The 12,519-nt window shown below is 39.5% G+C and carries 14 protein-coding genes; 12 read left to right on the forward strand and 2 right to left on the reverse strand.

Annotated elements, in window-relative coordinates; genetic code table 11:
* Positions 1 to 14 precede the first annotated feature (14 nt).
* The 3 genes from glpO to BCR25_RS03310 all read left to right on the forward strand — a co-directional run bounded on the left by glpO (position 15) and on the right by BCR25_RS03310 (position 4,601).
* Complete coding sequence (gene glpO, locus BCR25_RS03300) at positions 15 to 1,847, forward strand: type 1 glycerol-3-phosphate oxidase (RefSeq protein WP_069662195.1); 1,833 nt, start codon at positions 15 to 17, stop codon at positions 1,845 to 1,847.
* Between the two features lies 1 nt (position 1,848).
* Complete coding sequence (locus BCR25_RS03305; protein ID WP_069662196.1) at positions 1,849 to 2,568, forward strand: MIP/aquaporin family protein; 720 nt, start codon at positions 1,849 to 1,851, stop codon at positions 2,566 to 2,568.
* 302 nt (positions 2,569 to 2,870) lie between these two features.
* Positions 2,871 to 4,601 (forward strand): Na/Pi cotransporter family protein, encoded by a 1,731-nt coding sequence (locus tag BCR25_RS03310; RefSeq protein ID WP_069662197.1) that lies wholly within the window; start codon positions 2,871 to 2,873, stop codon positions 4,599 to 4,601.
* Positions 4,602 to 4,687: 86 nt separating this feature from the next.
* Here BCR25_RS03310 and BCR25_RS03315 read toward each other — a convergent pair whose 3' ends face one another.
* Entirely contained in the window at positions 4,688 to 5,233 is a 546-nt protein-coding gene (locus tag BCR25_RS03315; RefSeq protein ID WP_069662198.1) for a shikimate kinase, read from the reverse strand.
* A gap of 261 nt (positions 5,234 to 5,494) precedes the next feature.
* Between BCR25_RS03315 and BCR25_RS03320 the strand changes: the two genes are divergently transcribed.
* The 9 genes from BCR25_RS03320 (at position 5,495) to BCR25_RS03360 (ending at position 12,120) form a co-directional block, all read left to right on the forward strand.
* Complete coding sequence (locus tag BCR25_RS03320; protein ID WP_069662199.1) at positions 5,495 to 6,415, forward strand: alpha/beta fold hydrolase; 921 nt, start codon at positions 5,495 to 5,497, stop codon at positions 6,413 to 6,415.
* Between the two features lie 112 nt (positions 6,416 to 6,527).
* Positions 6,528 to 7,067, forward strand: a complete 540-nt coding sequence (locus BCR25_RS03325; protein WP_069662200.1) for a 5-formyltetrahydrofolate cyclo-ligase — start codon at positions 6,528 to 6,530, stop codon at positions 7,065 to 7,067.
* Between the two features lie 9 nt (positions 7,068 to 7,076).
* Positions 7,077 to 7,787 (forward strand): rhomboid family intramembrane serine protease, encoded by a 711-nt coding sequence (locus BCR25_RS03330; RefSeq protein ID WP_069662201.1) that lies wholly within the window; start codon positions 7,077 to 7,079, stop codon positions 7,785 to 7,787.
* An 82-nt stretch (positions 7,788 to 7,869) separates the two neighbouring features.
* Positions 7,870 to 8,088, forward strand: a complete 219-nt coding sequence (locus BCR25_RS03335) for a YqgQ family protein (RefSeq protein ID WP_069662202.1) — start codon at positions 7,870 to 7,872, stop codon at positions 8,086 to 8,088.
* Positions 8,089 to 9,060, forward strand: coding sequence for an ROK family glucokinase (locus BCR25_RS03340; protein ID WP_069662203.1), 972 nt, complete (start codon positions 8,089 to 8,091; stop codon positions 9,058 to 9,060). It begins immediately after the preceding gene.
* Between the two features lie 15 nt (positions 9,061 to 9,075).
* Positions 9,076 to 9,474 carry a rhodanese-like domain-containing protein gene (locus tag BCR25_RS03345; RefSeq protein WP_069662204.1) on the forward strand — a complete coding sequence of 133 codons (399 nt, stop codon included), beginning with the start codon at positions 9,076 to 9,078 and terminating at the stop codon, positions 9,472 to 9,474.
* Between the two features lie 139 nt (positions 9,475 to 9,613).
* A complete protein-coding gene (locus BCR25_RS03350; protein ID WP_069662205.1) occupies positions 9,614 to 9,967 on the forward strand; it encodes a DUF488 domain-containing protein in 354 nt (117 codons plus the stop codon).
* 40 nt (positions 9,968 to 10,007) lie between these two features.
* Positions 10,008 to 11,861, forward strand: coding sequence for an FAD/NAD(P)-binding protein (locus BCR25_RS03355; RefSeq protein WP_069662206.1), 1,854 nt, complete (start codon positions 10,008 to 10,010; stop codon positions 11,859 to 11,861).
* Between the two features lie 28 nt (positions 11,862 to 11,889).
* Positions 11,890 to 12,120 carry a hypothetical protein gene (locus BCR25_RS03360; RefSeq protein WP_069662207.1) on the forward strand — a complete coding sequence of 77 codons (231 nt, stop codon included), beginning with the start codon at positions 11,890 to 11,892 and terminating at the stop codon, positions 12,118 to 12,120.
* A 152-nt stretch (positions 12,121 to 12,272) separates the two neighbouring features.
* Here BCR25_RS03360 and BCR25_RS03365 read toward each other — a convergent pair whose 3' ends face one another.
* Complete coding sequence (locus BCR25_RS03365; protein WP_069662208.1) at positions 12,273 to 12,440, reverse strand: DUF3042 family protein; 168 nt, start codon at positions 12,438 to 12,440, stop codon at positions 12,273 to 12,275.
* Positions 12,441 to 12,519: the final 79 nt, after the last annotated feature.

The raw sequence follows: 12,519 nt of genomic DNA on the forward strand, positions 1-12,519 counted from the left end.
AGAAGTGAACAGCTATGGCATTTTCAATAAAAACACGAGAAAAATCGATTGAAACATTGAAAACAGAGCAATTAGATTTGTTGATCATCGGCGGCGGTATTACAGGAGCCGGTGTTGCGTTACAGGCGAGTGCAGCTGGAATGAAAACCGGTCTGATCGAGATGCAGGATTTTGCTGAAGGCACCTCTTCACGTTCGACTAAATTAGTTCACGGTGGCATTCGTTATTTGAAAAATTTTGACGTAGAAGTTGTAGCAGATACGGTACAGGAGAGAGCAGTTGTACAGGCAATTGCTCCTCATATTCCCAAACCGGATCCGATGCTTTTACCGATTTATGATGAGCCTAAAGCAACCTTCAATATGTTTTCTGTGAAAGTTGCGATGGATCTTTATGATCGTTTGGCCAATGTGATCGGAACGAAATACGAAAATTACACATTAACGAAAGAAGAAGTTTTAGAGCGTGAACCGCAGCTTAAAAGTGAAGGACTGCAAGGCGGCGGTGTCTATCTCGATTTTAGAAACAATGATGCCCGACTTGTGATCGAAAATATCAAACGCGCGGCGCACGATGGCGGAGCTATGGTCAGTAAAGTCAAAGCAATCGGTTTTATCTATGATGATGGAAAAATCAGTGGTGTGAAAGCGAAAGACCTATTGACGGATGAAGAATTCGATATCAAAGCGGATGTCGTGATCAATACGACAGGACCATGGTCTGATAAAGTTCGCGGACTGGATGAAAAAGAAAAAATGACACCACAAATGCGTCCGACAAAAGGGGTTCATCTAGTGGTAGACAGCAGTAAGTTATACGTTCCTCAACCAACTTATTTTGATACTGGAAAACATGATGGACGAATGGTCTTTGTAGTTCCTAGAGAAAAGAAAACATATTTCGGTACAACAGATACGGATTACAAGGGCGATTATGAACATCCGACAGTGACACAAGAAGATGTGGATTACTTGCTGGAAATCGTCAATAATCGCTATCCGGAAGCACATGTGACAATCGATGATATTGAAGCAAGCTGGGCAGGATTGCGTCCATTGATTTCAGAAAATGGCGGTTCAGATTACAACGGCGGCAACAATGGAAAAGTTTCTGATCAAAGTTTCGATCAAGTCATTGATATTGTGGAAAAATACCAACAACATTCAGCTACTCGCTTTGACGTAGAAAATGTCTTGAATCACTTAGAAGATTCACTATCTGAAAGCAAAGAAAATCCATCAGCGGTTTCAAGAGGCAGCTTACTGGAACGCTCAGAAGATGGGCTTTTGACTCTATCAGGTGGGAAAATCACAGATTACCGTAAAATGGCAGAGGGTGCGCTTAAAGAAATTCAACGAATCTTAAAAGACGAATTTAATAAGTCGTTTGAGTTGATTGATTCTAAAACATATCCAGTATCAGGAGGAGAAATTGATGCAGGCAACGTTGAAGCAGAATTGGAAGCGTTGACAAAAAATGGTGTGGAACAAGGATTGACCCAAGAAGAGGCTGCATATTTAGCACATCTCTATGGTTCTAACGTGTCACAACTCTTTGAAAAAATCCCAGAAACACAAGCTGTAGAAGGGTTGACCTTAGCTGAAACACTTGGACTGCATTATGCACTTGAAAATGAAATGACGTTAACACCTGCTGATTATCTGTTACGCAGAACGAATCATGTGTTGTTTATGCGAGATACACTTGATACCGTGAAGCAAGGTGTGATTGCTGAAATGACAAATTATTTTGGCTGGTCTGAGCAGCAAAAAGCAGACTATGCACAAGAATTAGATGATTTGATTGCTGAATCTGATTTAACCACATTAAAAGAAGGAGCGAAGTAAAATGGATACTTCCAGTATGACGCAGATTTTTAGTGAATTTTTAGGAACAATGATTCTGATTCTTTTAGGTGACGGTGTGTGTGCTGCGGTTAATTTGAAAAAAAGTAAAGCAGAAGCTTCTGGTTGGATCGTAATTGCTTTTGGCTGGGCGATGGCTGTAACAATGGCGGTCTATATATCTGGCTTTATGGGACCTGCTCATTTGAATCCGGCAGTAACGATTGCGATGGCAATGGCAGGAAACTTTGCTTGGAATTTAGTTGTTCCATTTATTATTGCACAAGTTCTTGGCGCACTTGTGGGAGCTTTCTTAGTTTGGCTGGCTTATTTGCCACATTGGAATCAAACGGAAGATCAAGGGGCGGTACTAGGAACTTTTGCCACAGGACCTGCTATTCGTAATTATTCCGCGAACATGATTACTGAGGTGATTGGTACATTTGTGTTAGTTTTAGGACTTTTATCTTTCTCACAAAACAGTATTGCAGATGGATTGACACCACTGATCGTAGGAGCATTGATTTTAGCAATCGGCTTGTCATTAGGCGGTCCTACAGGTTATGCAATCAATCCAGCCCGAGACTTTGGTCCTCGTTTAGCTCACCAATTATTACCAATTGCGACTAAAGGCGATTCAGATTGGGCCTATTCATGGGTACCGATCGTCGGTCCGGTTATTGGCGCTGCGATTGCTGCGGGTGTGTATATGCTGATGGTTTAAGTGTAAAGATGTGGTAGCAAAAAAATGAAATAAGTGCATTTAGCTTCGAAAAGTAAGTGGAAATTCCTTCTTACTTTTCGGAGTTTTTGGGTTTTAGAATCAGTATTATCTCTCATAGCGTTATACTCTAGTCTCTCTTTTTTATATGCTTCGTCTACTCAAAAGAAGTGGCAGGATGAATTTTTAATGAAAATGCCAAGAATATATTTACAACGCCTTCATTTTTCTGTACTCTTAAAAGGTGAAAACGTTTTTTAGGTGATTTGAAACGAGAAGAAGTTTATTTTAAGGGAGGAACAGGCGTGTCCTATCAAGAAGTACTATTCCCTTTTCTGGGTGGTTTAGGAATTTTTCTGTTTGGCATGAAGTATATGGGGGATGGGCTGCAAAAGTCTGCAGGAGATTCTTTACGAGAAATTTTAAATACGTTTACATCCACACCACTGCGTTCAGTGTTGGCTGGGCTGATCGTAACTGCTATTATTCAAAGTAGTTCGGGTACAACTGTTTTAACGGTAGGGTTAGTTAGTGTTGGTTTTATGTCCTTGCGTCAGGCTATCGGTGTTATCATGGGTGCCAATGTTGGGACAACAGTCACTGCGTTTATTATTGGTTTTAACTTAAGTTCATATGCTTTGCCGATCATTGGTGTCGGTTCTATCTTGCTGTTCTTTTCAAAGCGAGAAACGATCAATACGATCGGTCAAATCCTTTTTGGTTTTGGCTGTTTGTTCTATGGACTAAAATTGATGGGAGACGGCATGGCGCCGTTAAGTGAACTGCCACAGTTTTCCGCATTGATGGTAGATGTTTCTCATCATCCTGTTTTAGGTGTCGGGATTGGAACATTATTGACGATGGTGCTTCAAAGCTCCAGTGCGACGATCGGTATTTTACAGCAGTTGTATAGTCAGGGAAGCTTGGCAATCGGTTCAGTATTGCCGATTTTGTTTGGTGATAACATTGGAACAACGATCACCGCTGTGATTGCTGCCTTAGGTGTGAGTGTTGCTGCCAAGCGGACAGCCGCAGCACATGTGATCTTTAACTTGATCGGAGCCATTATTTTTACTACGTTATTGACGCCTTTCACTGCTGTTGTGGTTCAGATTTCAAATGTATTCAATTTGAAACCAGCGATGCAGATTGCCGTTGCTCATGGCTTGTTCAATGTCTCGAATTTATTGATTCAATTTTGGTTTATCGATAAAATCGAGTTGCTTGTACGTAAAATTATTCCAGGGAAAGATCAAAGTATTGATTTCAAACCTTCAAATCTTAACGAATCTATTATCCAAAATTCAACAACACTGGCCCTTAATCAGGCGAAGATCGAATTACTGCAGATGGGTGACTATGTCATGGGCGCTTTTGAATCGACAAAAGCCTATTATGAAAATCAGAATGCGATCGATAAAGAAAATGCTGGTCAATATGAAACGGCGATTAATGATATGGATAATCGTTTAACTGAATACCTCGTTCAACTGTCAGCTGCTGAGCTGTCGATTTCAGAAAGTCATGAGCAAACCATGCTGCTGGAATTGACCAAAGATCTTGAACGAATTGGGGATCACTGTCGCAATATTATCCAAAACCTAACGGAAGCGATTCATTTAGAGAAGAAACAAAAGGCGAAGGATAAAAAAGCTGGTAAAGTTTCTGAACGAGATTCATTGATTCTACACGATGAAGATGTTATCGATCTATTTGAGAAAGTGATGAAAAACATTCGTGATTCGTTGATCGTTTTTGAAAAAGACGATAAAGAAATGGCTGCCCATATGCTGGATCGAGAAGAACAAATTGATCAAATGGTCAAAAAATTAAGGAAGAAATACATTGCCACGATGAACAGCGGCAAAGGTCGTGCAGCGGATGGTGTTCTGTTCATCGATATTGCATCAAATCTAGAGCGGATGAGTGATCGAACGATCCATATCGCCAAATATATTTTAGGTGAACGTTATGGAACAGAAGAGATTGCAGTAGATCAATCGGTGAGTCCGGTGATCACATTACAATCAGAGTAACAGTTAAATCACTCCTTAAACCACAAGAGAACGAGACAAATTTAGAACTTGAAACAAAACTGATTTTAGTTTTGTTTCAAGTTCTTTTATTGCTTTAATTTCTGGAATTCATCTAGAATGATCTGATACAAAGAAGCTAAGGATTGATCGCTGTTCACTCTTAAAATTGGACTTTTGGAATGTTCCATTTGATAGGCATGTTCTGCGTAAGTTCCTATGTCAGAAGGATTTTCTGCTGTGTGATAGGTTTTACACCATTCTAAAAATTCATTGGTCTGATTTCCTTGATCATCAAGAGATAAGGCAGACTCACCACCTCTAATGATTTCTCTTTTGATTAAACGCTCAAATCGGATATTTTCCTCTAAATAAAGAAAAACCAATAAATCACGATCCATAAATCCGTCAGGGTTCCAAGCAAAAACTGAACCAGAAACGATAAAATCGAAAAAACGCTCGCGGTCTTTTTTATACATGTTCAAGCGCTCTGGAATGGGATAACTATCTGTAAATGTATTGTTTTTCCAAATGTAATGATCTGTATCGATCCATTTTATCTTTTCTTTTTCAGCAATATAGTGTCCTAAGGTACTTTTTCCAGTTCCACTGGCACCGATGATCTGTATTTTCATGATAGGCCTCCTCCTGTCTCAAATGACTATTTATGATTATACGATACCTGGATGATGATTTTCAAACAGCAATTTTTCAATCGTGTGATCAAAAAAATCTGCGGAATCCTGGCTTAAAATTTTAAACGATCACGATGCCCGATTCATTCAAAAGGAAGTGGATTTTAAACAAGATATCTTTGGCGGGAAAATCTTGACTGAGTAGTAATTAATACGTAGATACTTTATAATGGACAATATCAATCGAGAAGAGGGAAGGCAATGAAACATCATACTTTTTTGTCAGCAGATCAAAAAACGGACAGTCATTTTATTTGCTGGCCTACCGATCAAGAACCAATCGCAACGATTCAGCTGATTCATGGCATGGCAGAATATGTCGAACGTTATCATGAGTTTGCCAAATATTTGAATACGTTAGGTTTTGTGGTTGTCGGTCATGATCATTTAGGTCACGGAGAATCACTGGCAGAAAACGGAGCACCACATGGCTATTTCGGCAAAGGAGATTCGGTCAAATTTGTCCTTGAAGACATTGAGCAAGTCAAATTATGGATCGAAGAGCATTATCCGACGCTGCCGCATTTTATGCTTGGTCACAGTATGGGCTCGTTTGCATTACGTACATACTTGCAGGAGTATAAACCGACGATTAGCGGGGCTATTTTTATGGGAACAGGGGCAAAAGCGGCCATGTTGCCTGTAGCATTGTCAATAACAAAGGGATTGAATAAAACTATGCCTAAGAAGGTCAATAACTGGTTGGATCAGCTGGCATTTGGTTCTTTTAGCAAGCAATTTCCAGAAGCGAGCTCGTTTAATTGGTTAAGTAAAAATCAAGAAAATGTCCGCATGTATGAAGCAGACCCATTGACAGGTTTTACTTTTACCAATAATGGTTTCTATACACTTTTCAGATTAGTAGACAGAGCAAATCGACAAGGGTGGGCAGAGCGTTTTGAGCATGACATCCCTGTTTTAGTAATCAGTGGGGAACAAGATCCAGTTGGAGACTTTGGTAAAGGAACAAGAAAAGTAGCGAAAGAATTGGATCAGGCGGGGATCAAGGTTTCGTTGGTTCTATTCGCTGAATTACGTCATGAAATTTTACTGGAAAAAGAGAAAAAGAATGTCTATACAGCGATTGGCAGTTGGCTGAAAAAAAGACTGAAGGATCTTTAAAATCACTGTGGATCTGTTTGCTATTTCATGTATTTTTCTATAAACTACAAGGTAAGGTTAAAAAGAGAAAGAGGAGCAATAGATTAGGAGATTTTTATGTAGGAGGGGTTGGATGGACAAGGCACGTTTAAGAAAAATAGGACTGGCGAATTTAAAATGGCTCCATCAACATCCAGCACTAAAAGAACAAAAAGAACAGGCGATCAGTCTTGAATTATTCCAGGATCCGATGTGGCAGAAAGCGCAGACGATTGCGATCACGAAGCCGCTGGATTTTGAGTTTGATACGCATATTTTGCTGACTGAGGGTTGGTCAGCGGAGAAGCAACTACTAATGCCTGTTACCAATAGTGAACGTCGTTTGACTTTTCACCAGGTAACGCCTGAGACCGTCTTTGAAAAAACTGCTTTTGGAGTTGAAGAACCTGTAAATGGTCTGGAAGTAGGAATTGACAAGATCGATTTATTGGTTGTGCCGGGAATTGTGTTTACACGTTTAGGGTTTCGTATTGGATTTGGCGGTGGTTTTTATGATCGTTTGCTTCAACAGTATCAAGGGGAAACGTGTAGTTTGGTATTCAGCGAACAAATTCAAGAACATTGGACAATCGAATCATTTGATTTACCGGTGAAACGACTATTTATCAGCTAGGAGGAACACATGAACTATCAAACACAAATGAAAATAAAGCGAATACTTAATCAACCATTAATAACGTATATACTACTGGCTATTACCACCGTTGTATTTTTAGGGATGGAATTATCTGGAGGTTCAACAACCAATCAGGTACTGGTCGACTGGGGAGCGATGTCACGTGCCGAGATTTTATTTAGACAGGAATACTGGCGTTTTTTCACTCCAATGTTTTTACATATCGGCTGGCTGCATTTTGCTGTAAACATGGTGACATTGTATTATATCGGTTCTCAAGTCGAAGGCATTTATGGACATTGGCGTTACTTAGTAATTTATTTGCTTAGCGGGATCGCAGGAAATATTCTCAGCTTCACCTTTGGTTCACAGTACAGTATTTCAGCAGGTGCAAGTACATCCTTATTTGGACTGTTCGGTGCATTTGTGATTTTGGGTCGTCATTTTAAAAACAATCCAGCCATTTCGTTTATGGTCCAGCGTTATGCGACGTTTATCGGTATCAATCTAATTTTTAATTTATTTAGCAGTCAAGTGGATATTATGGGGCATATCGGCGGATTGATCGGCGGACTTTTAGTAGCTTCGACTTTAGCTGTTCCAGACCGCTCCGAAGAGTTCAATATTCATGAACGGATTATTTCCGGGATCGTATTTGTATTTTTATTAGGCGTTTGTTTAGCCTTGGGTTTTAAAAAATACGGTTTACTTGTATAATAGTAGAGTGAGTCAATAGCGAGACAGAAGCAGCAGCTCTTTGGTGATTTTTGCCCTAATTTTTATGAGGATGTGCATGTAAATGGAAACGTTATATGATGTGCAGCAGTTATTTAAACAATTCGGTATTTACATTTATGTAGGTGCAAGAATCTACGATATCGAGCTGATGATGATCGAGCTGAAAAATATTTATGAGAGTCACCTGATCGACAAAGACACCTATCTTCACGCAAGAAGTGTGTTGCAAAGAGAGCATCGGATTGAAGAAAGCAGAGCAACTGAGAAAGGAACCGAGTAAATGGATAAGAAACTGATAGGGATTGATTTAGGCGGAACAACGATTAAGTTTGCGATTTTAACTGTAGATGGAGAGATCCAGCAAAAATGGAGCATTGAGACCAATATTCAAGAAGAAGGCAGTCATATTGTTCCAGATATTATTGCATCGATCAACCATCGTATCTCGCTTTACGGAATGAAACATGAAGATTTCGTAGGGATCGGTATGGGGACTCCCGGCAGCGTAGATATTAAAAAAGGAACAGTTGTTGGGGCATATAACCTTAACTGGACGAAAAAACAAAAAGTAAAAGATCAAATCGAAGAAGCAACAGGCATTCCATTTGTTTTAGACAACGATGCCAATGTAGCGGCACTAGGTGAACGCTGGAAAGGTGCCGGAGAAAATAATCCTGATGTTGTTTTTATTACGCTCGGCACAGGAGTAGGCGGAGGAATCATCGCAGAGGGCAATCTTTTACATGGTGTGAACGGTTGTGCTGGGGAGATCGGTCATGTAACAGTTGATCCAGGAGGGTTTGAATGTACCTGTGGAAAACGCGGTTGTTTAGAAACAGTATCCAGTGCAACTGGTGTTGTTCGAGTTGCCCGTCATATGTCTGAAGAATATGCAGGGGATTCTCAATTGAAGCAAGCAATCGATGATGGTCAGGATGTTTCTAGTAAAGATATTTTTGAGTATGCACAGGCAGAGGATCCGTTTGGTTTGATGGTTGTTGACCGTGTGTGTTACTTCCTAGGCTTAGCAGTTGGCAATGTCGGAAATACCTTGAATCCATCGAGCATTGTTATCGGCGGTGGTGTTTCTGCGGCAGGAGAGTTCTTACGCAGTCGTGTTCAAGCTTATTTCGAAGAGTTTACGTTCCCGGAAGTTCGTAATAGTACACAGGTCAAACTAGCTGAATTAGGAAACGAAGCTGGAGTTATCGGAGCGGCTTCTTTAGCATTACAATTTATGGAGAAACAGTAGGAGAGGGATTTTGGAATGAATGTTTTATGGATTATCAATATTGTTTTATTAACGATTTTATTAGCAATGGGAGCTAATGAACTGTATCTTCGAATTATGGCGAAACGTTCTGCCAAAACAATCACCGAAGAAGAGTTCAAAGAGGGCATGAGAAAAGCACAGATCATTGATGTCCGCGAAAAAGATTCTTTTGATGCAGGCCATATTCTTGGTGCTCGCAGTATGCCGTATACAACGATCAAGACAACCTTGAATTCGATCCGTAAAGATCAGCCTGTTTATATTTATGATCAAAAGAAATCATTGAGTATTCGTACAGCGAATCAATTACGTAAAAATGGCTACACTGATCTTTATATCCTAAAAGGCGGCTATGAAGGCTGGTCTGGAAAAACGAAAAAGAAAAATATGTGATAAATAAAAACACAGAAGCAGCAAACGGTGACTCTCTTTCAGAACGGCGTTTGTTTCTCTGTGTTTTTTTTATTTAGCCAATAATCATAATCATTTCTTTTTTTTGTAATTACGATAAAATAAAGAAGAGGTGTTTGGCATGATTCAATTAAAACGAGCGTACGCTTCGGTAGAAAAGAAAGACAGCTATCGAATCCTGATCGATCGATTGTGGCCTAGAGGAATGTCGAAAGAAAAAGAACAGCTTGATTTATGGTTGAAAGATATTGCACCCAGCAAAGAGCTAAGAAAATGGTTCAATCACGAAGCAGATAAGTTTCCAGAATTTGAGGAGAAGTATCGAGCAGAATTGCAAAGTGGTGAAGCCCAGCTTGCTTTACACAAGCTGGAACAAGTCATCAAGGAACATTCCATCATTACGCTGGTATATGGAGCAAAAGATCCTGTACATAACAATGCGGTTGTGCTGAAAAAAGTATTAGAAGATAAATAGGATTAAGATAGACAAGGCATATTGAAAGGAGGGAGAAGAAATGAAAATTGCAATTGTTGGCGGTGGTCCGCGAGGGCTTTCAGCGTTAGAGCGTATTATTGAGTGGTCGAGAGATGAACAAGTGGTGCAGATTACTATGTTTGATCCTTATGGTCCCGGCGGAAAAGTTTGGCGAATTGATCAACCACTATCATTATTGATGAATTCTGTTGTATCCCATGTTACGTTATTTACAGATGAAACACTAAGTACGAATGGACCTGTTGCTAAAGGACCGAATCTGTACGAATGGATAAAAGAAGAAGCCATTTCCTTCATCAGAGACAAAAATATTGAAAATAGTACAGCTTTCATTGAAGAGTGTGAGCAATTAGGTCCAAATGATCACTGCTCCCGCGCACTTTATGGTGTATATCAACAATGGTTTTACCACCATGTACAAACAAGAATGACGGAGCAGACATCCGTAAAGTTTTTCAAAGATACTGTGCGTGCGGTAAGAAGCGAAGCGGATTTCTTTCAGGTGTACACAAGAGCTGTGGAAACGACAGCTGATCAGGTCATCTTAGCTTTGGGACACCAAGAAAATGAATTGACTGGGGAAACGAAAACCTTAGCTGCTTATGCCAGTGAACATCGTCTATATTATTCTTCTCCCAAAAATGCTGCAGATGCTCCTACAGAAGCGATTAAAGAAGGAGAACCTTTGATTATTAGAGGGTTAGGATTGGCCTTTTTTGATTACCTCACATTACTAACCAGTGATCGTGGCGGATTTTATGAGGAAAAGGCAGGTAAGTTAGTGTACCATCCTTCTGGTAAAGAGCCAAAAATTATTGCAGGATCAAGACGAGGGGTTCCTCATCATGCCAGAGGTTTAAATCAAAAAGGCTATGGAGAAGAATACCAGCCACGTTTTTTAAAAGAAAAAAGTTTGAATCGTTTTAAACGTAAAAATAATCTATCTGCAGAACAATTCTTTTTTTTACTAAAGAAAGAAGTTGAATTTGCATATTATTCTACATTGCTCAAGGAACAATACCCTCATGCGAATTTAAAGAAATTTACAGAAGAGTTTACGAGAGCAAAAGGAGCAGCAGCTGTCTTGAAAAAATTTGGTATAAAAGAAGAGGCATACTGGGATTGGACAGTTGTTGAACAGCCGAAGCGATTGGTGAAATCTGAAGAGTCTTTTCAAACATTTTTGCTGGACTATCTATCGTGGGATTTTGAAACTGCTAAAAAAGGAAATTTGTTTGGTCCATTTGCGGCTGCTTTAGATAGTTTGAAAGATTTACGGGATGAAGTACGATTTATGCTGGATCATGATCTTTTTACGGATGATGAGTATAAAAGCTGGCTTTTAGATTGGTTTACACCGTTGAATGCATTTTTATCGATCGGTCCACCGCTTGAAAGAATCGCTGAGTTAGAGGCATTGATCGAAGCTGGGGTTGTAACGATTTTATCTGATGTGATGGAAATTAAAGCACAAAATGAGAAGTTCATTGCTTTTTCACAGAGACAGAAAAAAGAATATGCGGCCCATTTTCTAATCGAAGCGCGTTTGTCATCCACAACGAATCAGCTGAGTTTAAATCCGTTGGTACAGCAGCTTTTGAATGATGAGCTGGCAACGATTCATCAACTAAGACTAGCTTCTGGTGAGGTCTATCAAACAGGAGCGCTGTTAGTAGAACGAAAAACCAATCAGTTGATCGGAAAAAACGGTAAAATGATAGCAGGCTTGTTCTGTTACGGAATTCCAACAGAAGGCGTTCACTGGCTGACAGCTGCAACGGCTAGACCTGGAACGGATCCGTGGAATTTAAGAGAAGCAGATCTAATAGCTGAAACAATCTTTAATCATTTTGATTCACTAAGCAAACGATAGTTACTTGAAAATGAAAGAGAGAGTTTTTATGCACAGTGGACAACAGAAATTTTTAGGATTTTTCTTAGATAATACCTTGCCAGAAAAACAAGACGAGGCAAAAAAATTACTTATGCAAAGCTTTGCTGATCAGCAAAGCCGAAAAATGACGCTGGCTGATTTTAATGAACTACAAGCAAAAGTTTTACCTTTAGTTAAGCCTGAGAAATTGGAAGAAGTCAAAGGAGCAATGGCACATTTTTCAAGAAATCTATCATAAATAATAGCAAAAATCAGCAGATCAAAATAATGATCTGCTGATTTTTTGCTTTGTAAGTAAGTGAAATGAGCTGATGTTGAAAAGTACGAGACTTTCGAAGAAAGTGTCGATCATATCTTTTGAGATCAAAACGCTTCATTCCGCTTTTCTTTTTAACGTGAAATGCGTTTGCGCATTGCTTTTTTACGGTTTTCCTCAATCATATCTTCTTTTTCTTCAATCGGATCGATAACCGTCTTTTTGATTGTTGTAGCAAGACCGACAACTGCGGCACATGTTACGGCAGTTCCGACAAGCATACCTGAAATGAATTTTTTCATACGTATTCTCCTTTCATAACTTTTACACACCTCTATTATGAACCAAAAGTGAGAAAAAATCCAATGGATAGAAATAAAT

This window comes from Enterococcus termitis, assembly GCF_001730305.1.
Taxonomy (GTDB): Bacteria; Bacillota; Bacilli; order Lactobacillales; family Enterococcaceae; genus Enterococcus_L; species Enterococcus_L termitis.